The sequence below is a fragment of the Nostoc sp. MS1 genome, from assembly GCF_019976755.1.
Lineage (GTDB): Bacteria > Cyanobacteriota > Cyanobacteriia > Cyanobacteriales > Nostocaceae > Trichormus.
In genome coordinates this window covers 6833072-6858819 of record NZ_AP023441.1, presented here as the reverse complement: position 1 = coordinate 6858819, position 25748 = coordinate 6833072, and the positions used below count along the sequence as shown (strand labels likewise).

Genomic DNA, 25748 nt, shown 5'->3' with positions numbered 1-25748 from the left:
TTACTTTTTTTATTAATAGCTAAAATAGCAAACAGAAGTAATGTAGGGATATAATAAGTGCTAAGAAAGTCTTTATTATACATATTCTTTGCCCTGAGTTTAATTGGGGTAATGGGCGTATCTTTTATCTCCGATAAGTTAGAGCGATCGCCTGTTATGAGCTGCAATATGCCCTATGGATTTTTTCAAACAAAGAATGCTAAATACTATACATATCCTGAAAAGATAGTTATTCAGCCCTGGCATGGTCAGCATCATACATATGCTGTATTTCAGATTCCCAATGGTTATCAACATGAATATTTATTTAGACTAAAAATCCCTGGAGAACCTATTCATTGTGGGGGACTTGTACCTGTAAAGCAAAATTTCCTTGCTGGCATTCCTCGCAAGCAAGGATACTATTTAATGCAGGGTTATTTGAATACTCGTATCGCTCTCAACTTAATTGTTCAAGGCAAAATAAATCAGTTGTTGCAACCGCAAAATTGGCAACTTGGCTATGTCAAAAAATAACTAAATTAGTATCCCAGCAATACAGGCAGTAATAAAACTAGCTAGTAATCCGCCAATCATACTTCTTACACCCATACGTGCAAAGTCCTGTTGACGTTGGGGAGCCATCCCAGTCATGCCACCAATAGTAATACCAATTGAACCAATATTTGCAAAGTTACACAAGGCATAAGTGGCAATAATTACGCCTCTAGGAGAAATTTTCCCACTTTTAATTAAATTGCCTAAATCTACATAAGCTAGAAACTCATTCAAAATAGTTTTTTTACCTAGTAGCGCTCCTACTTGAGCGCAATCTGCCCAAGGTACACCCATAAAAAAGGCAATGGGAGCCATAATAAAAGACAACATCCATTCTAAAGATAATTGTGCCAATCCAACAAAGGAACCTAGCCATCCTAATAGGGCATTGACCACGGCGAGTAATCCTAAAAAAGCGATAATCATTACCCCAACATTGACTGCTAACTTCACACCGTCAATTGCTCCACTAGTAGCAGCATCAATCACATTTATATAACTCGTCTCCACATCCATCTGAACTTTGCCAGCCGTTGCCGATATTTCCGTTTCTGGATAAAGTAATTTTGATACTACTAATGAAGTGGGAGCGGTCATAAAAAAGGCAGCAATTAGATGTTCTGGGGGAATGCCAAAGGAAAGATAAGCGCCCAATACACCACCAGCTATGGTTGCAAAGCCTCCAGTCATCACGGCGTGAATTTCTGATAAGGTCATGTTGGCGACATAAGGTTTTACCATGAGTGCTGATTCTGTCGGCCCTAAAAAAATGTTGCCAGCACAGGATAGAGACTCGGAACCAGAGGTTCTCATTGTCTTCATCATCACCCAAGCCAGCCCGTTTACCACTTTTTGCAAGATGCCATAATGGTACGTCACACTAATGAAGGCAGAAAAGAAGATGATGGTTGGGAGTACCTGAAAGGCGAATAGATGATCCTTATAGTTATCACCAAAGACAAATTTTGCACCTACATCTGAGAATGAAAGAAAATTGCTGACTATATCCCCCAAAGATTTAAAAACGTTTAATCCCCAAGGTGTTTTGAGAATTATCAAAGCAAAGACAAATTCTAAACCTAATCCCCAAGCTACTGTGCGCCAGCGTACTGCATCACGCCGAACTGAGAGGGCGTAGGAGATACCAATGAATATTAAAATTCCTAAAGCAGAAATGGCGCGTTCCATGTGGTTTTTGTTTTTTGTGGTTTGGTCAAAAAGTGTACATGAGATTTTATTGATTTGTGAGGTTTGCGGGAGTTTTTAACGCGGAGAGGTCTTTATGAGGAGTGAAGCGGCTGATGATGAGGTTTTTGTTGGGTTTGTGGGCGAGTGTTTTATTCTATACGAGTATTCCTTTACCTTATACAAATGGTTTGGATTTTCAAGGGGTGGCGCGTTTTGCGCCTGTGGTGGGGTTATTGATTGGGGGGGTTTTAGGATTGGTTGATACTGGTTTAAGTTATGTAGCAATGCCTGTATTAACTCGTAGCGCTTTGGTAGTGGGGCTGTGGATTTTTATTACGGGCGGGTTACATTTGGATGGAGCAATGGATACGGCTGATGGTTTGGCGGTGGGAAACCCGGAACGGCGGTTAGAGGTAATGGCAGATAGCGCTACAGGTGCGTTTGGGGCGATGAGTGCGATCGCCATCCTGTTACTCAAGACTTCAGCTTTAACTGATATAGGGTCTTTTCGCTGGCTAGTTTTGATGGCGGCTTGTGGTTGGGGACGTTGGGGACAACAAGTGGCGATCGCCTGCTATCCTTACCTCAAACCCACTGGTAAAGGCGCTTTTCATAAACAAGCTATTCGCAACTATCAAGATTTATTACCAGGATTATTGCTGATGTTTGCAGTCAGTGGTTTACTCTGGTTTGGCAATGGTCACAATTTCTTCGTGCCGATGGTGATGGTGATTGCTGGGAGTGCGATCGCTACTTTAATCGGTGCTTGGTTTAACCACAAATTAGGCGGACACACTGGCGATACCTACGGTGCAGTTGTGGAATGGACTGAAGCTCTATTTATGTGTGTACTGAGTATTTTGGTATAGGAATTTGCTCTGCCACACATTTGAAACCAGGATTTGATTACAGGAAAATCTTCCTATTTTACAGCACTTCCTGCAGCTATGAGGTACATCCTCAAACCTGAAAACTATTGCTGGAGAGGGTTAAAGAGAAAAATTGTATTTCATAATAGCGGGAAGTGCTGTATCAAGGGATAAATTTGGCTTGCTATTTTCTGTATCAGCGCTTATTAGCATTATTCTTCAGATCATGTGTCAAGTAAATTAGACTGGTTTTTTTTTAAGCTTTTATCTTTTCTTTCCGCTCTTTACCTGTTAAAACAATAACAGTTAAAAATGATGCCGACCCATTATTATATTTTGTCTTCCTGCTATTGGGCTAACCAGTTGGATGGTTCAAAATCAATGATAGTGAGTGAATTTTTGATATAGCTTCCTATTTTATTCTTGTTGTCTCAAGCACAACGATTTTGGAGTATCCGACATGAGCATTATGACAGAGAAAATTAGTCAAAAATTTCCTGAAGAGCAACCAACTCTCAAACAAGGTGATACAGGCGAAGCAGTAAAAGAATTACAACGGCTTTTAAGCAAGTACTATTGTTATTCTGGGCCTATCGATGGGGTGTTAGATTTGGAGACTGTTGGGGGTGTAATCTTATTTCAATATCGCGTTTTTCTGCTAGATACTGGGATCGTAGAGTATAAAACTTGGCTTTCATTATACGCAGGCGGGGCGACTAATTTACCGATAATTCAATATGGAAGCCAAAGTGAACTGGTGAGATTACTGCAACAAAGATTACATCTTACTGGATACTATACAGGATTGCTTGATGGATATTTCGGTTTAATTACAGAAGCAGCCGTGAAATCTTTTCAATTGCGTAATAATTTAAAGGTTGATGGTGTTGTGGGGGATCGCACTTGGTTTGCTATTAGCAATGCACCTATTTTTAACGGTTAAATTATTAGTATTTGCTATCAAATTTATAGGTAAATCTTATAATTGTGTCTTGAGAATTTCTTCAATCGTCTATTCTATAAATAAATGTATTATTTTCAATTGATTTTTAATTAGAAAAAAACCTTTCTCATACTTTAGAAATACAACTAAAGTTATACATCAACTTTCTGCTACTAACTTAAGGAATAAAATAATATTTCATTTGGATGAGTATTAATAGTGGCCTGCTCTTGTCAGTAATATTTCACGTAGTAATATTAAGCAAATACAAAAAATATCTAAAGAAATCTAGCTAACTGCTGTATAGCAGGAAACATAAAGATATAGATTTAAACAAACTTTTTTATAGCTTGAGGAGGGCCTGATGGTTACAGCGAAGGAACCAAAACAACAGGTGAAAGTCGGCCCAACCAGACTGCTAATTAACAATGAGTGGGTAGAGAGTGTTAGCGGTCGAAGATTTGAGACGATTAACCCAGCTACAGGCGATGTCATATGCGATGTGGCGGAAGCAGATGCGGCGGATGTGGATAAGGCTGTAAAAGCAGCCCGTGCTGCTTTCAATGGAGAATGGTCGAAGATATCTGCTACCAGACGGGGTGATTTGCTTTATAAGTTAGCAGATTTAATTGAACAGAATATTGATGAGTTGGCGCGGTTAGAAACTCTAGACAACGGTAAACCTTTACAAGATTCTTTGGGTGATTTATCTTTAGTCATCGCCTGCTATCGTTACTACGCAGGTTGGGCAGATAAGGTACAAGGAAAGACCATCCCCATTAATGGGCCTTATTTCTGTTACACTCGTCACGAACCGATGGGTGTAGTTGGGCAAATTATCCCTTGGAATTTCCCTTTGTTAATGCAGGCGTGGAAGTTAGCCCCAGCTTTAGCCACGGGTAATGTTGTGGTGATGAAAACAGCCGAACAAACTCCACTATCTGCCTTACGGGTGGGAGAGTTGATTGTGGAAGCTGGTTTCCCTCCTGGGGTGGTGAATATTTTATCAGGATACGGGCCAACGGCTGGGGCGGCAATATCGCATCACATGGATGTAGATAAGGTGGCGTTCACTGGTTCGACTGAGGTGGGACATCTGATTATGGAAGCCGCCGCGAAAACTAACCTGAAGCGAGTAACTTTGGAGTTGGGTGGTAAGAGTCCCAACATTGTGTTTGCTGACGCTGACTTTGATGAAGCGATCGCCGGCGCTCACGATGCGATATTCTTTAACCAAGGTCAATGTTGCTGTGCAGGTTCGCGGCTATTTGTGGAGGAGAAATGTTATGACGAGTTTGTCGCTAGAACTGTAGAACAAGCTAAGAAGCGTGTAGTTGGTGATCCCTTCGATGCCAATACCCAACAAGGGCCGCAGGTAGATAAGGAACAATTCGACCGGGTGATGGGTTATATCGAGGCGGGGATGCGAGATGGCGCACAGATTTTATGTGGGGGAAATCGCGTCGGGGAACGGGGCTTTTTTATCGCTCCCACAGTGTTCGCTGATGTACGCGATGAGATGAAAATTGCCCAAGAGGAAATTTTCGGCCCGGTGATGAGTATTATCAAGTTCAAAGACATTGATGAGGTCATACAACGGGCAAACACTACCATGTATGGCCTTGCAGCCGCAGTCTGGACAAAGGATATCACCAAAGCTTATGCGATCGCTAACAATGTCCGCGCGGGTACTGTATGGGTAAACTGTTACGACGTATTCGATGCGGCTGCACCTTTTGGTGGGTTCAAGCAGTCTGGTATTGGTCGAGAATTAGGAGAATATGGGTTGCAGCAGTACACGGAAGTTAAGACTGTGACTATTAAGTTGTAAGCAGTGGTGAGAGATGAGGAACTAATAACCAACTACCCATTACCAATTCCCAATGACAAAATCTCCACCCACACAGGGCGGAGATTTTTAATTAATGTTGAATTTCTAAATTAAGAATATAGCGACCTAATTGAACTTTTTCTGCCCATAATTCGTATTCTACACGCAAATTTTCTGGCAGTTCGTGTCCGCTTAGGCTTAAGCTATTGGTATAGTTTCGTAAGCGAATGGGATCGCTTGGTTGTAATGATTCGGTAGGCAACCAATACCTACTTACACCATAAACCCCCTGTTCCCAAAAGTGACGATAACTTACTTGGTCGTTACCTTGCATGGTCATAATTACTCGATAGGGAGAAATTTCTAACCATAAAACTCTAGGACTAGCAGGGGCATAAGCTTTACTAGTACGAGGTAAAAGTTTTTCTTCTGGATTTTCGGGACTAGCTATTTCACAGGTGATTAGTGGTGGTGCAGTCAGTAATAAATGGAACCTATCAATATCTTTTTGATATAGTGTTCCAGCAGTTTCCACAACTGACCAGAATGGCAGATCAGTTGATATGAGTGATAAGCACACGGGTTTGCGGTGATGGGTCAGCATGGGAGCAATGAGGGCTAAAAGCTATTGAATGAGTTGAAATTAATACCAAGTGAGCTACTAAGTCAGGATGAGCAACTAAACAGTAAAACCTGATTAATATTAACTGAAGTTGCTGATGTAGTAAGCTAAATCAACAAACCTCAAAATAAATTTGATATGATTCTAAAAAATTTAAACTATTCTTACTCTACGATGGATGAATTTTTAAGTAAAGTAAGTGAAAAGTTATACTTGTATAAATAATCTAACGAATTAACTTTACAACAACAAGATTTTTACTCTGCAACGTTGTTGAGTGTCGATTGTAAACAATTAATGTTAATCATTAAGATAGGTATTTTTTCGTTCAACAGTTTCCCTGTTTACCATCTGCCTGATATCAGGTTAGTTTTGGGAATATTGAGGTAAGATGTGTTGTGGCGATCGCCTCAAGGTTAATACTTAAATTTTCTTTATATTTAAACAAAGCAAATACCGTAGTATATTACTGTATAAGTAGTAACAAGCAAATGTGAGTCCATACTTGCATATCTATATGATTAAAATAGTGATGTCTCTATATATTGATAAGGATAAAATCTATCTTCATCCTTATCAATATTTGCATCATTTATAGACTAATTGTTTTGGCATGAAAATTGGATTCATTCTCCCAATAATCTACTCTATTGATGTTCACTTTGAGTAAAGCAATATCGGGTTCATTTAATCCTTGGGGAAACCAAGTTTCTAATTCAGGCTGCCATTCTTCTTCAAGTTTTTGACGGTCTTTTACTAATTCTGCTGTACCTGATATAGATACAAATCGCTGCTGATTTGGGGATGAAAAGTTAACACTCACCTGTTGACGGTTTTCTACTTCCAAGGTTTTGTGAGAACTAGCAGATGAGAAAAACCAGAGTGTGCCATTGGTGTCAATATCACCATTAAAGTACATTGGGCGACTGTGTAAACTGCCATCATCATCAATGGTAGTTAGCATGACATAATCGATGTCTTGAATTAGTTGTTGCAACTGTTGAATTTGTTGATTGCGGTCTGTAGAAATTGTCATTTATTTAGTATGTGTTAGTTATGAATATGTTGGCTGGCAAGCCACCTAATTACTACTAGCATTTTTATTTAGTGAATCCTTCAGACTAAAGAGGTAGTTTGAATAATCGCTAAGTTAGATTATTGATGAGAAAAAGCTAATTGTCATTTGTTGTTTGTGACTTTAGGCTGATGGATGGATAAATTTATTTAAGTAATGTTTTATATGGTTAATATTCTATCAGAGTAAAATTTTGTTGATGCAATGCCAAGGCTAGATTTGATAAAAGAATGTAGAAGATAATTATATCTGTTAAGTTGTGATGAATATAACTTTGAAACTCTTAACATTTTTTGTGAATATAAACCCTATTTTTAATCTTTATAATTAGTTGCAGGCAGACATATTATAGAAGTTTAGATCGGCTCAGAACGTTACAGGAGTTGCTATCGAGGTGATTCAAGCAATACATACTAATGTCAAAGGGAGAGCTAGATATAAGGTAAAAGAACTTTATCGTTCCCTATCTCTAAAAGCATATTTGGAGCGATCGCTCATCAATAGACCGGAAATTATTGATATTTCAGCTAACATTTCTACAAGCAATATCTTGGTATTTTTCTCGCCAAAATATAATTACAAGCAAATTGCTTATTTAATTGATGAAGTTATATTAAATTATCGCAAGAGCAGTCAGCTAGTTAGGGCGAAAAAGCCAGGGAAAATTGTTAAGAAGAAGAAACAAATCGCTGCTAGTAAACAGCAAAAAACGGAAGCTTGGCATTTAATGCCAGCAAACACTGTTTTAGATACCTTTAAAACCTCTTCATCAGGACTATCTAATGAGGCGGCTGCCAATAATTTAAGTATATACGGGGCAAATGTACTTTCCCAGATGGAGGTGCGTTCTAGTTTAAGTATCTTAGTTGACCAGTTCAAATCTCTACCCGTGGCTTTGCTGGGTGTGGCGGCTGGGGTTTCGGTATTTACTGGAGGATTGATTGATGCTGTGGTAATTTTGGGTGTGGTAGGGTTGAATGCTGTCATTGGCTTCGCTACGGAAACTCAGTCAGAACGCATCATTCATTCTTTGAAGCATCAAGAACAAACTTCTGCTTGGGTGGTACGGGATGGGAAGCCACAGGAAATTCCTACAGAAAATGTAGTGGTGGGAGATATTTTAATTCTCAAACCGGGTAGTTATATAGCCGCAGATGCCAGACTGGTTGCGGCAGATAATTTAAGTATTGATGAATCGGCTTTAACTGGCGAGAGTCTGCCTATTAGTAAGAATACTGCATCTTTGACTGGGGAAGATGTACCTTTAGGCGATCGCTTAAATATGATCTACAGGGGAACCTACATCACCGGGGGTCAAGGACTGGCGGCGGTTGTAGCTACTGGTCAATTCACGGAGATGGGTCATATCCAAACCCTAGTAGGTACAGCCAATGTTACAGAAACACCCCTGGCCAGACAATTAGATGAGGTAGGTGGTCAACTCGTAATTATTGGCATGGGTCTTTGCGGGTTGGTGTTTGGTATGGGACTACTGCGGGGATATGGAATAGTGCAGATGTTGAAGTCATCCATATCTTTAGCGGTGGCGGCTGTTCCTGAAGGTTTACCAACAATTGCCACCACAACCTTAGCTTTGGGTATCCGCGATATGCGGCGGAATAACGTCCTGGTACGTAGTTTGAGTGCGGTGGAAGCTTTGGGTTCCGTGCAGACAATTTGCATGGATAAGACTGGGACAATTACGGAAAATAAAATGTCGGTGGTGGAAATTCACACCAACTCGCGGGAAATTAAAGTAGTCGATGGTCAGTTCATCGCTGGGCAGGAAAATATCAACCCCTATATGTACGATGAACTGTTAAAGCTGATTCATGTCTCAGTTTTGTGTAATGAAACCCAAGTCAGTAAGACCGAGGGTGAGTATGTAGTTACAGGTTCGGCGACAGAAAACGCCTTAATTTACATGAGTATTGCGGCTGGGGTAGATGCAGTTTCTTTACGAGATAAGTATCCCTTACTACAAACGAACCTGCGATCGGAAAATCGCAATATTATGAGTACCATCCATGAAACTCATAATGGACATAAATTAGTTGCTGTGAAGGGTAGCCCTGGTGAAGTGGCGCAGATGTGCCAAGGGTGGATGAAGGATGGTCAAGTCGCCCCTTTAACCGACGAAGACCGCCAATTTTTGGAAATTGAAAATGACCGCATGGCGGGTAAGGCGTTGCGGGTGTTGGGTGTCGCTTACAACCATATAGATGAATCTCACAACGGCAACCATGAAGCAGACTTGATTTGGTTGGGTTTGGTAGGGATGGCCGATCCCATTAGAAGGGGGGCAAAGGAATTAATTGCCGACTTCCACCATGCGGGGATCAATACAGTCATGATTACTGGGGATCAAAGTCCTACAGCTTATGCGATCGCAAAAGAATTAGAATTAAATCGATCGCCTCAATTAGAAATCCTCGACTCCACCAACCTCAACAACCTCACCCCCGAAGCCTTAACTGCCCTCAGCGATAAGGTAGATGTATTTGCCCGCATCAGTCCCAGCAACAAACTCCAAATCGTCCAAGCTTTACAAGGTGCGGGTAAAGTTGTCGCTATGACTGGCGATGGTATTAACGATGCCCCTGCTTTGAAAGCTGCCCAAGTTGGTGTGGCGATGGGTAAGGGGGGAACCGATGTCGCCCGTGAAGTAGCAGATATTGTTTTAGAAGATGACCGACTAGAAACAATGATTATTGCTGTGAGTCGGGGAAGGACAATTTACAACAACATTCGTAAGTCGGTGCATTTTCTGTTGGCGACAAACTTAAGTGAAATCATCGTCATGACTACCGCCACAGCCGCAGGTATTGGCGAACCCCTAAATGCCATTCAACTACTCTGGCTAAATTTAGTTACAGATATTTTCCCTGGCTTATCCCTAGCAATGGAAGCGCCGGAACCAGATGTCTTAAGTCAACCACCCCGCAACCCCCAAGACTCGATAATTAAGAAGTCAGATTTCGGCCGCATTACCTTTGAGTCAGCCACTATATCTGCCGGCACTCTAGCCGCATACGGTTACGGCCTCCTCAAATATGGTATCAGTCCCCAAGCTAGCACCCTGGCTTTCATGAGTCTGACAACCGCCCAACTCCTACATACAATTAGCAGCCGTTCCGAAAAACACAGCATATTTAGTCAAGAAAAACTTCCCAAGAACCCCTACTTAACTGCGGCGGTGACTGGTTCTTTTGCCTTGCAATTAGTAGCTGTAGCTGTTCCACCGCTAAGAAATCTGTTGAAGATTACCTCTATTGGTCTAGTAGATGGTGCAGTTATTGGTGGTAGTGCTTTGTTACCTCTAGTTGTGAATGAAGGAAGTAAGACAATTCAAAATTCAAAATTCAAAATTCAAAAAAAAAGATGAGGGATAGGGGCTAGACAAGGTAGACAGGGAAATTTATTACTCCTCACTCTCAAGGTGAATTATGAAAAAAGATTTCATGTTTACATCTGAATCAGTCACAGAGGGGCATCCTGATAAACTGTGTGATCAGATTAGTGATGCGATCGTTGATAGATTTTTACAACAAGACCCCTACGCTAGAGTCATTACTGAATGCGCTGCATCTACTGGCATCGTGTTTATCGCCGCCAGATTTGAACCTAATACTAATGTCGATTTTACCAACATAGCCAGACAGGTAATTGACCAAGTTGGTTATGAACAGATGGAGTTCAATGGGAAAAACTGTAGCATCTTGACTAGCTTAAAGGAATTACCGTCTGACCCCTATCATCTATTCGATGAACAAAAATTATCTGATGCCCAAATAGAACAAATTACCGTCACCAACCAAGCAACGGTGTTCGGTTTCGCTTGTCATCAAACACCTGTCCTCATGCCGTTACCCATATGGTTAGCACACAAACTAGCTAAACGACTCACCCAGGTGAAGCGACAAAATATTTTGAGTTACCTGACTCCCGATGGTAAAACCCAAGTGGGAGTGGAATATAAAAATCGTCGTCCCTATCGCATCCATAGTATTACAGTCATCGCCAGTCAAAATAAAGTTGGCAAGCCAGATTTAAAGCAATTACAGGATGATATTCGAGAGACTGTGATTTATCCTGTGTTTGCTGATGAAGCAATTCAACCAGATGAAAAAACGAGAATATTTATTAACCCCGATGGTGCTTTTATTGTTGGCGGCCCGGCGGTACATTCTGGTTTAACTGGCAGAAAAAATGCGATAGATACCTACGGTGAATATTCTAAGCACAGTGGTTCGGCTTTAAGTGGTAAAGACCCCATCAGAATAGATAGGGTGGGTGCTTATGTTGCCCGTTATGCTGCGAAAAATGTTGTAGCTGCAAATCTCGCTGATGAATGTGAGGTGCAGTTGAGTTATTCTATCGGTCTTTCTCGACCTGTGAGTGTGCAAGTAGAAACTTTTGGTACGGGGAAGATATCGGATGAGGATATCACGATTTTATTAGAAAAGCATTTTGATTTTCGTTTGGCGGGGATACTTAAGGAGTTTAATTTGAGGCATTTACCATCATTAATTAAGGGTGGTTTTTACAGGAAACTTGCTGCTTATGGTCATGTGGGAAGGCAGGATATAGATTTACCTTGGGAGACAGTGGATAAGGTGGGTGTGTTTTGAAAGTCTGTTTTTTAAACGCGGAGGAACGCGGAGGTTTACGCAGAGGAATATGAGGAGTTGAGGAGAGTTTTTCTTGTGGTAATAATTTTAAAATGAGTAAGATTCTATCCTTGTTGTGGGTGGTTTTTTTATTTACTTATTTATGTGCGTTTGGGGAATGTTAATTATTTAAGTAAGGTCATCTGATAATATTCTCAAAGGATGGATAAGAGGAGGATATTTCAGCACTTTTATTGTCGGATACTTTCGGGCGATCGCACATAGCTTTTACCACATGTATTACTTAAAGTCAATAGAACAACTAACAAAAAGCCCAAAAAATCGGCAGCTAAAAGTAAGAAAAAAGTAAGAAATGGATTTTTTGTAAAATGCTCAGATTTAGATATAGTAAGGAAAATTGATGGTACGACCGCGCAAGCTCTTTGCTCAACATTGGCTCAAAAGTGATAAGGTACTCGACGCGATCGTTAAGGCGGCAGAGTGTAGTACAAATGACCGCATATTGGAAATCGGCCCCGGTACGGGCATTCTGACTAAGCGTTTATTACCTCTGGTAGAGTCTTTATTAGCAGTAGAAATTGATAGAGATTTATGTGCATTATTGGCGAAACAATTAGGGAAGAAAGAGAATTTTTTACTGTTACAAGGTGATTTTCTCACTCTAGATTTAGCAGCAAATTTAGTTGCATTTTCCAACTTCCAAAAGCAAAATAAAGTTGTAGCTAACATCCCCTATAACATCACCGGGCCGATAATCGAAAAACTATTAGGCACTATCGCCAACCCCAACCCCGAACCATTTGATTCGATAGTATTATTAATTCAAAAAGAAGTTGCCGAAAGGTTATATGCTAAATCAGGATCGAGAACCTTTGGTGCATTATCAGTCAGAGTACAGTATTTAGCTGATTGTGAATTAATTTGTCACGTTCCGGCTAGTGCCTTTCACCCACCACCAAAAGTAGATTCCGCAGTCGTGCGCTTGCGTCCTCGACCCATAGAAATTCCCGCGCAGGAGCCAAAAAGGTTAGAGACTTTGGTAAAGTTGGGGTTCAGCGCTAAACGCAAAATGCTACGTAATAATTTGCAATCAGTAGTTGACCGCGATCGCCTCACCCAATTAATGGAACAATTAAATATAGACCCCCAAGCTAGAGCAGAAGACATCAGCACTCAGCAGTGGGTAGAGTTAGCCAACTTGGTGGGAGTAGGAAGTAGGGGAGATGAGGGAAATGAGGGAGAAGAACAACTGATAACTGATAACTGATAACTGATAACTGATAACTGACAACTGATAACTGATAACTGACAACTGATAACTGACCATGAAACTAATCGCCCCTGCTAAAATCAACTTGTATCTAGAAATCATCGGCAACAGACCAGATGGTTTTCATGAGTTAGTGATGATATTGCAAAGTATCGACCTAGCTGACGAGATTGAAATATATTCCATCAACGATAGAACTATCCGCGTAAATTGCAACCATCCACAAGTTCCCACAGATAAAAGTAATTTAATCTATCGCGCCGCCGAACTGATGGCGACAAAATTTCCTGAAGCCTTCGCCAAATATGGCGGTGTAGAAATCACCCTGAATAAAAATATTCCTGTAGCGGCTGGCTTGGCTGGAGGTTCAACAAACGCCGCCGCCGTATTGGTGGGGATAGACTTACTGTGGAACTTGGGACTTACTCAAACGGAAATAGAAGAGTTGGGTGCTATTTTGGGTTCCGATGTTCCCTTTTGCGTTGCTGGTGGAACAGTCATCGCCACGGGTAGGGGTGAACAACTTTCCCCTTTACCAAGTTTGGATCATATATATATAGTATTGGGCAAATATCGCAGCTTGGAAGTTTCCACTGCTTGGGCGTATACAACCTATCGGCAAGAATATGGTCATACCTATCTTCACGATACCAACGATTTAGCAGCCCGTGCCGCCGCAGTCCATTCAGGGCCTATAGTTAAAGCTATTCTCGAAAAAGATGCGATTGCGATCGCCCAAAAGCTGCATAATGATTTAGAGAAAGTAGTATTACCTTCCTATCCCCAAGTTTTGCAACTACGAGAGTTGTTTGCATCTCAACCAGGAGTTATAGGAACCATGATGTCCGGTTCCGGCCCCTCAGTATTTGCACTTTGCGAAACTCAACAACAAGCCCAACAAATTAAGCAACAAGTAAGACAAACAATCCCCGACGAAGATTTAGAATTATTTGTAACTCGCACCATTGCACATGGGGTGAAAGTGTTGACAGTTGACAGTTAACAGGAGAGAAAAAAGACAAGGGAGACATTAATTAACTATGGACTGTTGACTAATGACCAATGACCAATGACTAATAACTAATAACTATGAACCAAACTCCACAAACAGATACGCCGACACAGGTTCCGCCAACTCCCCTACGCTGTATCACTGGCGCAGCGATGTCTGGCGGACTAGGATATGCTCTATATCAATTAATGATATCTATTGCCATAACTTTTGCGAAAAAACCTGTCCATTCTGATAATCAGTTAGTTATCAACTTAACCTCTGCCGTGCGTACCTTGGTAGTTGGTGTAGTAGCTTTGGGGACAGCGATATTTGGGATAGTGACGATTGGTTTATTGGCTTTGGCTGTACAGTTATTAATACAGCAGTTGACAAAGCCTAAAAGTAATTAACCCCGACTAGCAATTAAACACCTTTCTGTTTGAGGACAAGTTTGATTTAGTTGTGGCTTCAAGCTTCTACCAGACTGGAGAGACTGTTGCTGTTTTCTCCAAGCCTTGGGGGGTAAACCGTGATATTGACGGAACTGGCGAGAGAAATGACAAGCATTCTGATAACCCAACTCTGTGGCAATTTGTTCAATGCTTTTGTTGGTATCCTTGAGTAAAGGACGCGCTGCGGCCATGCGTCGTTTCAATATCCAGCCGTTTACGGTATCTCCGGTTTCTCTGGAAACTCTACTGGTAAGATAAGCTGATGAATAACCCACAGCACTAGCGACATCTGATAATGTAATTCCCTGATGATAATGAGCTTCTATGTAATCAAAAACTTCTTTGAGGTGGGGAATAGTAGGGAAAATTAACTCAGACTCTACAGCCAAAGCTTCGGAAAGTTCGTGAGATTTCGCTGCATACCAATATCTCAGGATAGCTTGCTTTTCTAAACGGGTGGCGATCGCTTTGAGTATCTCTTCTATGGTAGAAGGTTTGGTAAGATAATCATCTGCACCCAACTCCATACCTTTACGCAGACTGGCTTTATCTTGGTTTCCCGTCAGAAAAATGAAGGGAATAATTGCTGTTAAAGGGTCTTGGCGTAGAGTATCTAAAACACTATAACCATCCATGTCAGGCATCATAATATCGCAGATAATTAAGTCCGGTAGATGTTTATGTGCCTGTTGAATCCCTGTAACACCATTTTCTGCCACTATGGCATCATAACCATTAGCCTCAAGCACCACTAAAAATAGATTGCGAGTATCAGCCTCATCTTCAATTACTAGAATTGTTTTCGATGATTCATGGGACATTCTTTCATCATTAAAATTGGTGGTCATTGCACTTACCAGAGATAAAGTATCGGTTATACATCAAAATCCTATGCCTTTAACCCAGAGGTAGTAGATACCACCTAATTCCGCCCAGTAATTAACGTAAATTGATTATTGGCATATTTCATCTTCTTATTAACTCCTGTTAATCAAGCTATCAATAGTACCTAAAATTCTCAGACCAAAAAGGATATCTTAAACAAAAAAATTAAAGCATTGACAATTTTCTAAAGATTAACATTGTCTTAAATAATTAAATCAAATATTGAATTGTTAATTGCGTCAAGCAAATAATATTTACATTCCTCAGAAGCTCTTTGGCTGGTTTATGAGATTTCATTGCTAAGTCTTCCCTGATTTCGTATAAATGACAGGTTATCAAACTCCAGAAAGAGTCCAAATGATTTGCTTAAACATATTGGGCAATTTTTACAGGCTACCAGAGGTTACAACCTAACCTGTGATTCCAGGTTAGTGGTTCAGCCAATTTTCTGTATTTCTCCAGTTCCTATAAATTTCAATTCTTCATTTAAAATTCTGGACAAAAACAGTTAATATTTATATTTAATATTTTTATCTAAAAAATTTTTAATATTTAGCTTTGAATTAATTGCCATATCTTGTCGCTTCAATAATAGTTAAAATTTTTATAGTTTAAATCATAAATTAATTTTGATTAGTTTATTTTAACTGAGATTAAACTATGGAGAACAAACCAAGTCATCTGCCAATAGAGATACCTTCGTTTAATATCATCCATCTGAGTATTTACAGGCTATCTCTCAAAAGGCATATAAATTGTTAACTTATAATGTGATTTAAAATACAAACAAGCTGACAATAGTTGATTTAGCCATAAAAGTGAAGCTCAAAAAGCTAGTGCAATCATGCTATTAACCTGACAATAACCTTTTAACAAACTACAATGGATTTACATATAACCTTCCAGTCATACAATTACACGGAATGCCTGATACAGGCACATAGGTAGGGGCGTAAAGCTTTGCGTCCCTACTCCTCATTCTCAAAGACCAGTGAGAAACAAAAATTTACATAACAATATTTTTACTGCTTAAATTAACAATAATCTATAGAGATAAATAGTTAATTTAAGACATAAATCTAGCTTTGTGTATCCAATACTTTGTTACATCAGTTAGAAATAATGCTGCTATAGAAAATTTCAACCATGTGATTTGTATAAGTTCGTGGGATAAGTATTGAGACATAACGCCAGTAAGAAAAAACATTTTATCTATTATGTGGTATAATTTTAAGCCGTTAAACATAATAAAAAATATTAAATATTAAAGTTAAAAAGAGACAAAAAGGTAAAGGAAGAAAAAAGAGATATGTCTATCAAAAAATAGATCGTATATTTAATGCCAAATATTGAGTAATCTTAGCTAAGAAGTTGCTTCTGCAAAACGGTTCATATTTTAGGGGCTGGTTTAACTAGATATTTATTAGGGAAACCAAAATAGTAATTAGTTAAATTCACCCCTATTTTCAAGAACTGTAGACGATAATCTGGGAGCGATCGCAGATTATTGGTGCTGTTTTACCTATGCTGTAGTGTCAAACTCTTCTTGTTGAGATAGTGAAATAGTGATGAACTACTTACGAAAGTGAGTCTTCGCGCTATACTCCTCCAACACACAACAAAAGAAAAGACTATGATCTGCGAATCCTTGACTTACACCACCCTTGGTAATGTGCACGTTACTCGCAACACTAGCCAAGTGAAAATGGACACTGCACTAGATGAAATTCTCTTTCACTTAAATCAAGTGCGGGGAGGCTTATTTACCAGTAGTTACGAATATCCAGGGCGATACAAAAGATGGGCTATAGGATTTATCAATCCCCCAATACAACTGACAACAAGAGAAAACACATTTACCATCTCTTCACTCAATTCTCGTGGTCAGGTGCTACTACCAACCTTGTTACAACGATTATCAGCCCAATCGCAACTACAATTCCTCAGCCTCAATCATGACTGCATCACAGGTGAAATTCAGCCCACAAAACAGTTCTTTACCGAAGAAGAACGCAGCAAGCAACCTTCCGCCTTTACCCTCATCCGCGAAATTCTCCAGACTTTCGCCAGTGATGAAGACGAGCATTTAGGATTGTATGGGGCATTTGGTTACGATTTAGTATTCCAATTTGAACCCATTCCTCAACAAATTGCCCGTCCCGCAGACCAAAGGGATTTAGTACTTTACTTGCCCGATGAACTCATAGTTGTAGACTATTATCTGCAAAAGGCGTATCGTCTCCAATATGAATTTGCCATAGAAGGTGGCACTACCGAACAACTTCCCAGGACAGGTCAGTCCATAGACTATCGGGGTAAACGTCTTCTACCAAACCAATCAGCCGACCATCAACCAGGTGAGTATGCCATCCTCGTTGAACAAGCACTCGACTACTTCCGCCGGGGTGACTTGTTTGAAGTAGTTCCTAGTCAAAACTTTTTTACCGCCTGTGAACAATCACCCGCTCAACTATTCCAAACCTTAAGACAAATTAATCCTAGTCCATATGGTTTTCTGTTGAATTTGGGTGGGGAATACCTCATAGGTGCATCACCAGAAATGTTTGTGCGAGTTGATGGTAGGCGCGTGGAAACCTGTCCAATTAGCGGCACTATTACTAGGGGGGAAGATGCTTTAGGGGATGCTATACAAATTCGTCAGTTACTCAACTCCCATAAAGATGAAGCTGAGTTAACCATGTGTACTGACGTAGACCGCAACGATAAGTCGCGGATTTGTGAACCCGGTTCAGTCAGGGTAATTGGTCGCCGCCAGATTGAACTGTACAGCCACCTAATTCATACAGTAGACCATGTGGAAGGTATCCTCAGACCAGAGTTTGATGCCTTAGATGCCTTCTTAAGCCATACCTGGGCGGTGACAGTCACAGGCGCACCAAAACGCGCCGCCATGCAGTTTATCGAACAGCATGAACGCAGCGCCCGGCGTTGGTATGGGGGAGCAGTGGGTTACTTAGGCTTTAATGGTAACTTGAATACTGGCTTAACCTTGCGGACAATTCGTCTACAGGACTCCATCGCGGAGGTGCGAGTGGGTGCAACAGTTCTTTATGACTCCATCCCACAAGCCGAAGAACAGGAAACAATTACCAAAGCTGCGGCCTTATTTGCCACTATTGGGCGTGATACTCCAGGAAAGTCAACTAAAGGGAGCGATCGCATTTCTCATATCGTCCAGAATAAGCGTATCCTCCTCATCGACTACGAAGATTCATTTGTCCACACCCTAGCCAATTACATCCGCACCACAGGCGCAACCGTCACTACCCTACGTCATGGTTTTGCTGAATCATACTTTGATACAGAACGCCCAGACTTAGTAGTATTGTCTCCCGGCCCCGGTAGACCTAGCGACTTCCGCGTCCCAGAAATAGTTGCAGCCCTTGTGCGCCGCCAAATCCCCATTTTTGGCGTTTGCTTGGGATTACAAGGCATTGTTGAAGCTTTTGGGGGGGAATTAGGCGTACTTAATTATCCCCAACATGGTAAAACCGCCAAGATTTCCGTTACCGCACCTAATTCTGTGCTGTTTCAAGGTTTACCGGTCTCATTCACCGTGGGTAGATATCATTCCTTATTTGCCCAACCCCAAACAATACCGAGTGTACTCCAAGTAACAGCCGTTTCTGAGGATGATGTCATCATGGCTATTGAACATCAAACACTACCCATCGCCGCCGTCCAATTTCACCCAGAATCAATCATGACTTTAGCAGGTGAAGTTGGTTTGACCATTATTCAAAATGTAGTGCAGAGATACACACAAAATTTAGAAGCATCTATTGGTTCTTAGTAGCCATCGACAAACATCAGCACAAAGGGAGAGAAAGCTTCTCCCTTGCTGCTCCTACCTCCTTTTATAAATTCAATTTTTCACCTTTGCCATCATCAAAAATCATCAGGGAAAATTATGCGTCAGCAAGAAATTTATAATTCACAGAATGTAAAGAAAATCAATAATGAACAGGTAGACCAAATAATTAAATCAATCATTGCTGGTAAGTATTCCTGGGCTTGTGTTTTGCTCCTGCGTTACTCTGGTTATAACCCCATAGATTACATACCTTATCGGACTTATATTCGATTAATAAAAAATAACTGCCTAAGCGGTGATAATCAAGAACGCAGAAGAGATAGTCAAGAAGTATTGATTTAAAAAACGTCAGGATTTGAGATAGTAACTTAGGTATATAGGATTTATATTTGATTTCTGAAACAGTCTTAGTACAATTTTTGTTCCCTATTCCCTCTCGCCACGAGTAATTTCAATAATCAAATCAGATTCCTATAGCAATCCCTACTCTATATGAAAAAGAGTAGGGAGAATATGTTCTGAAAAAAATTTCCTTTGCATCGAATACCTGCATCTTGATTGTTGGGAAGACAGAGAAATTCCCAACAAATCTACAGCTAATCCACAGATCGCTAATTTAAAAACCGAATGCGACAGATATCTGGGTAGGAGTGTACCCTTGTACACCCCTACAGATAATGAATGTGTTGCCAAGATTTTTTGAATCGGTATTGTACCAATTCTCCAAAATTGAGCATCAGATACAAGCTTTGAAATCTTTGCAAAGTTTGAATTTTGAATTGGTATTACACATCAAAATTGTTTGTTAAGACTGGGTGTAAGGGTTTTAAACCTATACCCATACACCTTTTTCATTACCCCATCTCCAGACTTGTAACAAGTTATGATGTATCCCAGTGCTATTTATACTAACCGTCTGCAACCAATTATTAGAGAGATTGTATGGCAGAAAAAGCAAGAAGTAACTCAATTACATAAACAGATGTCATTGGCTTCTTTACAACGTCAATTAACTGGTGCGCCAACAGTACGCGATTTCTTAACAGCCTTACAGCAAAATCCCTATAAGCCTAGTTTAATTGCAGAAATTCAGAAAGCATCACCCAATTGTGGTATTATTCGTGCAGACTTCGATGCAGTGGCGATCGCCAAAGCTTATCAAAGGGGTGGCGCAGCTTGTCTATCGGTAATCACAGATAGTTCATTTTTTCATGGCAGTTGGGAAATTCTCCACACTATCCGCCAAAGACTATCATTACCCATATTATGCAAAGATTTTATCATTGATCCCTGCCAAATTTATCTAGCAAGAGCAGCTGGGGCAGATGCCATACTATTAATTGCCGCCATTCTTACAGATAGAGAGATACAGGACTTTTTACGCATCATTCACTATTTGGGGATGAATGCTTTAATAGCAGTTCACAGCTTAGACGAACTAGATAGAATACTTAAACTCGACGACGTTCGCCTCATTGAGATTAACAACCAAAGCTTAGAGGATTTAACCATTGATATCAGCAATACACAAAACTTATTAGCGGCTAGGCGATCGCAACTGCAAGACTTAGGTATCACCGTCGTCAGCGAGTCGGGAATATATACCCACACCGACTTATCTTTAATAGCCCAAGCTGGCGCAAATGCTGTAATAGTAGGAGAATCTTTAATTAAAGAAGAAAATATTGAGATGGCTGTACACGATTTACTTAGAGGCGGTAAAAAGTAAAAAAATGTCGGGTAGTCGTCAGGAATGGGTTGAGGACAGATTGTAGTATCAATTACTTATCTCAGCGAAACCCTTACCCCTGGCGAAACCAGGGGTTTTATTTCTGTTGATCTAACACTATATTAACCATACTCTCAAACAGCGATCGCCACTGTTGTTCATTCATTGAACCGATACCTTGCGTTTTAGCAGCCTCAGAGACAATAATCCCGTATTCGTTGAGTTTTTGCAGACCATAAGCGAGTTGTTTGTCTGTCATTTCCGGATTATCTTAGTTATATAACCTTGCTGTGCAGAAGTTCTGTCAGCGAGAAAAGGCACGGAAGGAAAATTATCAGAACAAGCTTTTAATAAAGACCAAAACGTTACATTAGCAGCCGCAGAAATAGAGTTTTGATTGCTGGGTTGGGATGGGTAAGGATAGTAGAGTGCGGGTCTTTTTGGAAAATAGCTGCTACTGTAATTTTGGGTATTGCCTGTGCTATGGCGTTGACGGCATCAATACCATAACCCATGAAAAAGTCTACTGCACCACCTAATAACAATTGAGTACCACTAGGTATTTATGACCCACCCATTTTAATAGTGACATCTAAGCCGTGGTCGTTGTGATGCTCGTGGCGATGGCGTAAGATTGCTTGGTAAAAGCCCCCGTGTTCTACCTGGGTTAACCAGTTAGTCCCAAAAGTAACCTTACTTAACTGTGAGTTAGATTGGCACAAGCAGCAATTAGACTGCTACAAAGCACACAGAACCATACTGAATAAATCGACGACTCAGGAGATGAACAGGTGGTAGTGAATACATAAAATCAGAGAATGTGCTTTTATTGAATCCTCCTTCTCAGGTTTTAGCTGAGTCTGAAAGTACATTCTAAAATCAACTTTTGATTTACCAAAGAATACGGCTGGATTTCTAAAGCACGTTTAAAAGCTTTAATAGCTTTAGCGTATTTGCCTAGTGCTGCGTAGCATAAACCAATACCATGAAGTGCGCCAAAATGCACTGGGTTAATTTGGATGACCATTTGACAGTCAGCCAAAGATTTCTGGTATTCTCCCATGCTGTAGTAGAGGAAAGCCCGTCGATTCCATGCTTCGGCAAAGTCTGGCTGTTCTTGAATCAACTGAGTCAGCATTCCTTCAGCTTCCGTAATTTCACCAGCATCAAGTAATTTCTGACTCTGATCAATTTTTTCTAAGCCATAGACTCCCTTTTGCTGAAACCATATCCGCCAAAGTTTTTTTGTTGCTTGTTCCCGTACTGAAGCATCAGGATTTTTCAAATCTTCAAGTAAATAGGTAATTGATGAAGAATCCATGAATTTTAGAATGATGTTTGTCAGTAATTGTCTCCTGATAACAAGGTATCAACTTTTGTCGGAAATTGCTTAAACTAATTTTAAATTCATGATTAAAATTTTGCCTCGATCATGTAAAAACCAGTAAAAACTATAACTTTTTGTATTAACTAATACTTTTTAACTGTAAGTTGATAAATACATGCTTACGTAATAAATCATGAAAAAATCCAAGTTTTAAAAACAAAAGCTAAATATCAGTAGATGTCACACTCTCAGTAAATAAGGATTTACAAAATCATTACAATAGGTCAGTAATATACAGAGGTGAGATGCTACCTAGCACTCAGCAGTCTCTTTGCTGTTGAGTATTATTTCAAGATGTACTCAACCTTAAACAGCTAGATTATGATTGTGGTAGATATCAATGATAGGGTTATATTCTGCTAGCGATCGCCTATTTACCAAATAAAAAACGGTTAGGTCGCTAGTAAAAAGCTTAATCAATCTGTAGCAAAGCCAGAATTAACTTTCCTACTAACCTTAACTATTTTGTCTTAGTGTTTGGATTTTATACCAATTTCAAAAAGAATACAACTAACAAACACGTTGAGGTAGTTCTCATAAGCGGTGTATGAGGTAAGTAGTTTACCCTATTCACGAAACCGAATTAATTGAGTGCATTTACCAAATACTAAAACCCAAATCTCTATAACTAGCGTTTCTTTAGAGGACAGTCAATTTTCGGACTTTATATCTGCGGTTAACTTTCTTTAAGAAAATATCCTCATAGAATTGAGTCTTGCCTTGCCAGTAGCGTCAGTTTTGAATAAGACAGTTATATTCATGTATGACGAAAATCTGGAAATTTGTCTCACTAATTGTTTTAATTGTACTTAAATACAATAATTTGCATTTATGAACAAATAATCATTGTCTAAAAGCGTAGAAGATCAAGAACCCTTATGGTATCATTCAAAGAAAATAAGGTAGTTTTTAGTAAATAAAATATTGTATAAACTAATCATGTCTAAATAACATTTAAGGAGTTAATAAAATCATTCATAAAAGAAGAAAAACTATGATAACATGTAATAAATTTAACTTTATCAATCAAACGATGACCTGTGTATTAAGTCTATTTATACTAAATATGTGTGGCATAAATAATATATATTTAACTGCTATAAAATAGATTAACTTACATCTCTACTCATTAAACTAATAAAATGATGTAAAACAATGGTAAACCCAACTATTGGAGAACTAGAAAGAAAGATTTCACAACGGGTTAGTTCTTTATATAACGAAAAAATAGGACGACGACCCAGCCAAATCATTTGTCATTTTTTTGATTCTGAGTTAGTGATATCTCTAGAAGATTCAATAACCCAAATTGAGAAAACTTTATTAGAATCAGGGCATGAGAGTTTAGCTGAACATATAAGAACATTACTTGATAAAATCATTAAGTCTCAGCTAAAAATTGTCATTGAAGAGGTAATTAATAAACCTATTACTGACTTACTGAGTAATACCAACTTGGTCACAGGACGCACAGGAATAGTCGTGATTTTAGACCAATTACCTGAAGTACGTAATCCAGAATCTATCCCGAAAGTGAACTGGAAGAATTTAGCAGATTAACATAACGGTCAATCAAAAAAAATAACTGACTAAAATTATATGGTTTAGTAATATATTCCTCTGTACCTGTAAGAAAAAGGTATTCTTGATTCTGTACTAAAATAAAAGGTAAAACAGCAATAATTGGTATTTTTGCTGTTGTTAGGTTCTGCTTGAGGTAATTAATCACTTGACTACCACTTAAATCAGACACCATCATGTCTAATAAGATCAGGTCAGGTTTGTGTGTTTGTGCTAAAATAATTGCCTTAACTCCTTGTTTCGTACCAATACAAGCAATTTTTAATTTTTTGAAGTAAGAATTTAGTAATTCTAAGTTTTGTTGATTTTCGTCTACAACTAAAATCAATGGGTGTTGATACATAAGCAAATACTCACCTTTGATGAAAGGCTATACATCCAATACTGTTCTGTTTAAGCATTAGGAACAACCCGGCTACTAGCAGGGCTAAATTCTCTGGTAAGTGTTTTAACGGATGTACGAGGCTGCCTTCATGCAGACTGGCTCGTATGTACTTAGATAGGTTGAAGGTTTATGCTGATGTTGGGGATAAACTGTAACAAGCTACTAAGCACACCAAGCTAATATCTTGATACTAAATTTACACGAAGTCAAGTAGTAATCGTAATTTCTTGGTAGACATTACCCACCATAGTAATCTATAAATCTAGTCACAAAAGAGTAACTTACCAAGGTTTCCTATTGAGTTAGAGAAACGATCAACTAAATTTCTGGGTCTAGTAAACGTGTAGTAAGACGGCTTTGATATAAATCTTGTACAACTTACACAGCCGTAACTAAAGCAGAAATCCTTTACACTAATACCAGTGTTAGCGCTCCAAAAACACGGAACTGGGCGCGGATTTTGCAATTGTGTAGGGGAAAATGACTATGAAACGTTGAAGCGCGGACTAATGACTAATAACAAAGCCAAAATACCCTTAGCCACCCTATGCTTAATTGTCGTTCTACTTTTAGCAGTAGGCGCTTCCCTATCTTTTGGTGCTGTCGCCATCACCCCGCAGCAATTGTGGCTGGCGGTCTGGGGAAAGGGAGAACAACTGTATCAAACCATCCTTTGGGATTTGCGCTTACCCAGGACTGTGGCGGCGATTTTGGTAGGTGCAGCTTTGGGAATGTCTGGGGCGCTACTGCAAGGGATGTTACGGAATGGACTAGCTGATCCATTTCTACTAGGCATATCTGCGGGTGCAGGTTTGGTAGCAATAGCTATGTTTAGTTTAGGCGTGTTCTTAGCTTGGGTTCCCTTGGGGGCGTGGTTTGGGGGCGTACTGACGACGGTGATTGTCTATTTCCTTGCCAAAACAGGGGATGGTATTTCTGTAGAACGGCTAATTTTGGGTGGCGTGGCGGTTAGCGCCATGTTTGGAGCAGTACAGTCTGTTTTACTGCTGTTAACAGAAGATGGACGCATACAGACTGCTTTAAACTGGTTAATAGGTAGTTTGAATGGTAGGGGATGGGCGGAAGTCACTACAGCCGGGGTTTATATTAGTGTCGCCTTAGTGTGGGGATGTTTGTTAGCGCGATCGCTAAATTTATTAAATCTGGGGGATGAGTTAGCTGTAAGTTTAGGAGTTTCCTTGGGGCGATCGCGTATTTTCATCGGTGGAGTTGCTACACTATTAGCCGCAGGTGCAGTGAGTATTGGCGGCTTGATTGGTTTTGTCGGCTTAATAGTACCCCACGGTATCCGCTTACTTGTAGGTAATGATTATCGCGCCATTTTACCACTCAGCGCTTTAGGAGGGGCGATCGTCATGACCATTGCAGACTTACTTTCTCGTTTAGGTGCAATAGAACTTCCAGTTGGTTCCGTCACAGCATTACTAGGTTCCCCCCTCTTCATTTGGTTACTCTACCGCCGCCAAAACAGAATCTAAATCTCTCAAATTACGAATTACGAATTACCAATTAT

General features: G+C 39.9%; 22 protein-coding genes. 14 read left to right on the top strand and 8 right to left on the bottom strand.

From position 1 onward, the window contains the following. Nucleotides 1–111: 111 nt before the first annotated feature. Entirely contained in the window at nucleotides 112–516 is a 405-nt protein-coding gene (locus tag NSMS1_RS29725) for a hypothetical protein (RefSeq protein WP_224088613.1), read from the top strand. On the opposite strand, the gene NSMS1_RS29720 is transcribed toward NSMS1_RS29725, so the two are convergent. Further along, nucleotides 517–1725 (bottom strand): NupC/NupG family nucleoside CNT transporter, encoded by a 1209-nt coding sequence (locus tag NSMS1_RS29720; RefSeq protein ID WP_224088611.1) that lies wholly within the window; start codon nucleotides 1723–1725, stop codon nucleotides 517–519. Between the two features lie 113 nt (nucleotides 1726–1838). On the opposite strand from NSMS1_RS29720, the gene cobS reads away from it, so the two are divergent. The 3 genes from cobS to NSMS1_RS29705 all read left to right on the top strand — a co-directional run bounded on the left by cobS (nucleotide 1839) and on the right by NSMS1_RS29705 (nucleotide 5368). Next, complete coding sequence (gene cobS / locus NSMS1_RS29715) at nucleotides 1839–2594, top strand: adenosylcobinamide-GDP ribazoletransferase (RefSeq protein WP_411908653.1); 756 nt, start codon at nucleotides 1839–1841, stop codon at nucleotides 2592–2594. A gap of 460 nt (nucleotides 2595–3054) precedes the next feature. After that, a complete protein-coding gene (locus NSMS1_RS29710; RefSeq protein ID WP_224088609.1) occupies nucleotides 3055–3537 on the top strand; it encodes a peptidoglycan-binding protein in 483 nt (160 codons plus the stop codon). A 364-nt stretch (nucleotides 3538–3901) separates the two neighbouring features. Then, complete coding sequence (locus tag NSMS1_RS29705; protein ID WP_224088608.1) at nucleotides 3902–5368, top strand: aldehyde dehydrogenase family protein; 1467 nt, start codon at nucleotides 3902–3904, stop codon at nucleotides 5366–5368. Nucleotides 5369–5459: 91 nt separating this feature from the next. Here the strand turns inward: NSMS1_RS29705 and NSMS1_RS29700 are convergent, their stop codons facing one another. Together NSMS1_RS29700 and NSMS1_RS29695 are read right to left on the bottom strand one after the other, a co-directional pair. Then, complete coding sequence (locus NSMS1_RS29700) at nucleotides 5460–5972, bottom strand: hypothetical protein (RefSeq protein WP_224088606.1); 513 nt, start codon at nucleotides 5970–5972, stop codon at nucleotides 5460–5462. A gap of 610 nt (nucleotides 5973–6582) precedes the next feature. After that, nucleotides 6583–7026, bottom strand: a complete 444-nt coding sequence (locus tag NSMS1_RS29695; protein WP_224088604.1) for a pyridoxamine 5'-phosphate oxidase family protein — start codon at nucleotides 7024–7026, stop codon at nucleotides 6583–6585. A gap of 433 nt (nucleotides 7027–7459) precedes the next feature. On the opposite strand from NSMS1_RS29695, the gene NSMS1_RS29690 reads away from it, so the two are divergent. The 5 genes from NSMS1_RS29690 to NSMS1_RS29670 all read left to right on the top strand — a co-directional run bounded on the left by NSMS1_RS29690 (nucleotide 7460) and on the right by NSMS1_RS29670 (nucleotide 14370). After that, the gene (locus NSMS1_RS29690) at nucleotides 7460–10450 is read left to right on the top strand and encodes a cation-translocating P-type ATPase (RefSeq protein WP_224088602.1); all 2991 of its coding nucleotides are present in this window, start codon (nucleotides 7460–7462) and stop codon (nucleotides 10448–10450) included. 61 nt (nucleotides 10451–10511) lie between these two features. Beyond that, the gene (gene metK, locus NSMS1_RS29685) at nucleotides 10512–11696 is read left to right on the top strand and encodes a methionine adenosyltransferase (protein WP_224088600.1); all 1185 of its coding nucleotides are present in this window, start codon (nucleotides 10512–10514) and stop codon (nucleotides 11694–11696) included. A gap of 400 nt (nucleotides 11697–12096) precedes the next feature. Next, nucleotides 12097–12963: a 16S rRNA (adenine(1518)-N(6)/adenine(1519)-N(6))-dimethyltransferase RsmA gene (gene rsmA / locus NSMS1_RS29680; RefSeq protein WP_224088598.1), complete on the top strand. Its 867-nt coding sequence runs from the start codon at nucleotides 12097–12099 to the stop codon at nucleotides 12961–12963. A 58-nt stretch (nucleotides 12964–13021) separates the two neighbouring features. Continuing rightward, entirely contained in the window at nucleotides 13022–13969 is a 948-nt protein-coding gene (ispE, locus tag NSMS1_RS29675; protein WP_224088589.1) for a 4-(cytidine 5'-diphospho)-2-C-methyl-D-erythritol kinase, read from the top strand. 86 nt (nucleotides 13970–14055) lie between these two features. Continuing rightward, nucleotides 14056–14370, top strand: a complete 315-nt coding sequence (locus NSMS1_RS29670) for a DUF3082 domain-containing protein (protein WP_224088587.1) — start codon at nucleotides 14056–14058, stop codon at nucleotides 14368–14370. Here the strand turns inward: NSMS1_RS29670 and NSMS1_RS29665 are convergent. After that, complete coding sequence (locus NSMS1_RS29665) at nucleotides 14367–15233, bottom strand: DNA-binding response regulator (protein ID WP_224095391.1); 867 nt, start codon at nucleotides 15231–15233, stop codon at nucleotides 14367–14369. The two genes, NSMS1_RS29670 and NSMS1_RS29665, sit on opposite strands and share 4 nt — an antisense overlap. 1697 nt (nucleotides 15234–16930) lie before the next feature. Between NSMS1_RS29665 and NSMS1_RS29660 the strand changes: the two genes are divergently transcribed. From NSMS1_RS29660 to trpC, 3 genes are all read left to right on the top strand, one after another. Beyond that, nucleotides 16931–19111 (top strand): anthranilate synthase, encoded by a 2181-nt coding sequence (locus tag NSMS1_RS29660; protein ID WP_224088585.1) that lies wholly within the window; start codon nucleotides 16931–16933, stop codon nucleotides 19109–19111. A gap of 117 nt (nucleotides 19112–19228) precedes the next feature. Continuing rightward, nucleotides 19229–19474, top strand: coding sequence for a HetP family heterocyst commitment protein (locus NSMS1_RS29655; protein ID WP_224088583.1), 246 nt, complete (start codon nucleotides 19229–19231; stop codon nucleotides 19472–19474). 541 nt (nucleotides 19475–20015) lie between these two features. After that, nucleotides 20016–20861, top strand: a complete 846-nt coding sequence (trpC, locus tag NSMS1_RS29650; protein WP_224088581.1) for an indole-3-glycerol phosphate synthase TrpC — start codon at nucleotides 20016–20018, stop codon at nucleotides 20859–20861. Between the two features lie 97 nt (nucleotides 20862–20958). Here trpC and NSMS1_RS29645 read toward each other — a convergent pair whose 3' ends face one another. The 3 genes from NSMS1_RS29645 to NSMS1_RS29635 form a co-directional block, all read right to left on the bottom strand. Beyond that, on the bottom strand, nucleotides 20959–21120 hold the full coding sequence (locus NSMS1_RS29645) for a hypothetical protein (protein ID WP_224088579.1): 162 nt from the start codon (nucleotides 21118–21120) through the stop codon (nucleotides 20959–20961). Between the two features lie 106 nt (nucleotides 21121–21226). Beyond that, on the bottom strand, nucleotides 21227–21406 hold the full coding sequence (locus NSMS1_RS29640; protein WP_224088578.1) for a hypothetical protein: 180 nt from the start codon (nucleotides 21404–21406) through the stop codon (nucleotides 21227–21229). A 305-nt stretch (nucleotides 21407–21711) separates the two neighbouring features. Then, nucleotides 21712–22182 (bottom strand): tetratricopeptide repeat protein, encoded by a 471-nt coding sequence (locus NSMS1_RS29635; protein WP_224088576.1) that lies wholly within the window; start codon nucleotides 22180–22182, stop codon nucleotides 21712–21714. A 1221-nt stretch (nucleotides 22183–23403) separates the two neighbouring features. Between NSMS1_RS29635 and NSMS1_RS29630 the strand changes: the two genes are divergently transcribed. Next, nucleotides 23404–23808, top strand: coding sequence for a DUF2294 domain-containing protein (locus NSMS1_RS29630; RefSeq protein ID WP_224088574.1), 405 nt, complete (start codon nucleotides 23404–23406; stop codon nucleotides 23806–23808). Here NSMS1_RS29630 and NSMS1_RS29625 read toward each other — a convergent pair. Next, nucleotides 23771–24172 carry a PleD family two-component system response regulator gene (locus NSMS1_RS29625; RefSeq protein WP_224088572.1) on the bottom strand — a complete coding sequence of 134 codons (402 nt, stop codon included), beginning with the start codon at nucleotides 24170–24172 and terminating at the stop codon, nucleotides 23771–23773. The two genes, NSMS1_RS29630 and NSMS1_RS29625, sit on opposite strands and share 38 nt — an antisense overlap. Before the next feature lie 551 nt (nucleotides 24173–24723). On the opposite strand from NSMS1_RS29625, the gene NSMS1_RS29620 reads away from it, so the two are divergent. Then, nucleotides 24724–25713, top strand: coding sequence for a FecCD family ABC transporter permease (locus NSMS1_RS29620; protein ID WP_224088570.1), 990 nt, complete (start codon nucleotides 24724–24726; stop codon nucleotides 25711–25713). Nucleotides 25714–25748 lie beyond the last annotated feature (35 nt).

Coding starts and splice junctions, on each gene's coding strand:
- metK (WP_224088600.1), top strand. CDS start 10,512: ATGAAAAAAGATTTCATGTTTACATCTGAATCAGTCACAGAGGGGCAT.
- NSMS1_RS29665 (WP_224095391.1), bottom strand. CDS start 15,233: ATGTCCCATGAATCATCGAAAACAATTCTAGTAATTGAAGATGAGGCT.
- rsmA (WP_224088598.1), top strand. CDS start 12,097: ATGGTACGACCGCGCAAGCTCTTTGCTCAACATTGGCTCAAAAGTGAT.
- NSMS1_RS29625 (WP_224088572.1), bottom strand. CDS start 24,172: ATGTATCAACACCCATTGATTTTAGTTGTAGACGAAAATCAACAAAAC.
- NSMS1_RS29670 (WP_224088587.1), top strand. CDS start 14,056: ATGAACCAAACTCCACAAACAGATACGCCGACACAGGTTCCGCCAACT.
- NSMS1_RS29655 (WP_224088583.1), top strand. CDS start 19,229: ATGCGTCAGCAAGAAATTTATAATTCACAGAATGTAAAGAAAATCAAT.
- NSMS1_RS29620 (WP_224088570.1), top strand. CDS start 24,724: ATGACTAATAACAAAGCCAAAATACCCTTAGCCACCCTATGCTTAATT.
- NSMS1_RS29630 (WP_224088574.1), top strand. CDS start 23,404: ATGGTAAACCCAACTATTGGAGAACTAGAAAGAAAGATTTCACAACGG.
- NSMS1_RS29660 (WP_224088585.1), top strand. CDS start 16,931: ATGATCTGCGAATCCTTGACTTACACCACCCTTGGTAATGTGCACGTT.
- NSMS1_RS29645 (WP_224088579.1), bottom strand. CDS start 21,120: ATGACAGACAAACAACTCGCTTATGGTCTGCAAAAACTCAACGAATAC.
- NSMS1_RS29700 (WP_224088606.1), bottom strand. CDS start 5,972: ATGCTGACCCATCACCGCAAACCCGTGTGCTTATCACTCATATCAACT.
- NSMS1_RS29705 (WP_224088608.1), top strand. CDS start 3,902: ATGGTTACAGCGAAGGAACCAAAACAACAGGTGAAAGTCGGCCCAACC.
- NSMS1_RS29720 (WP_224088611.1), bottom strand. CDS start 1,725: ATGGAACGCGCCATTTCTGCTTTAGGAATTTTAATATTCATTGGTATC.
- ispE (WP_224088589.1), top strand. CDS start 13,022: ATGAAACTAATCGCCCCTGCTAAAATCAACTTGTATCTAGAAATCATC.
- NSMS1_RS29710 (WP_224088609.1), top strand. CDS start 3,055: ATGAGCATTATGACAGAGAAAATTAGTCAAAAATTTCCTGAAGAGCAA.
- cobS (WP_411908653.1), top strand. CDS start 1,839: ATGATGAGGTTTTTGTTGGGTTTGTGGGCGAGTGTTTTATTCTATACG.
- NSMS1_RS29725 (WP_224088613.1), top strand. CDS start 112: ATGGGCGTATCTTTTATCTCCGATAAGTTAGAGCGATCGCCTGTTATG.
- NSMS1_RS29635 (WP_224088576.1), bottom strand. CDS start 22,182: ATGGATTCTTCATCAATTACCTATTTACTTGAAGATTTGAAAAATCCT.
- NSMS1_RS29695 (WP_224088604.1), bottom strand. CDS start 7,026: ATGACAATTTCTACAGACCGCAATCAACAAATTCAACAGTTGCAACAA.
- trpC (WP_224088581.1), top strand. CDS start 20,016: ATGATGTATCCCAGTGCTATTTATACTAACCGTCTGCAACCAATTATT.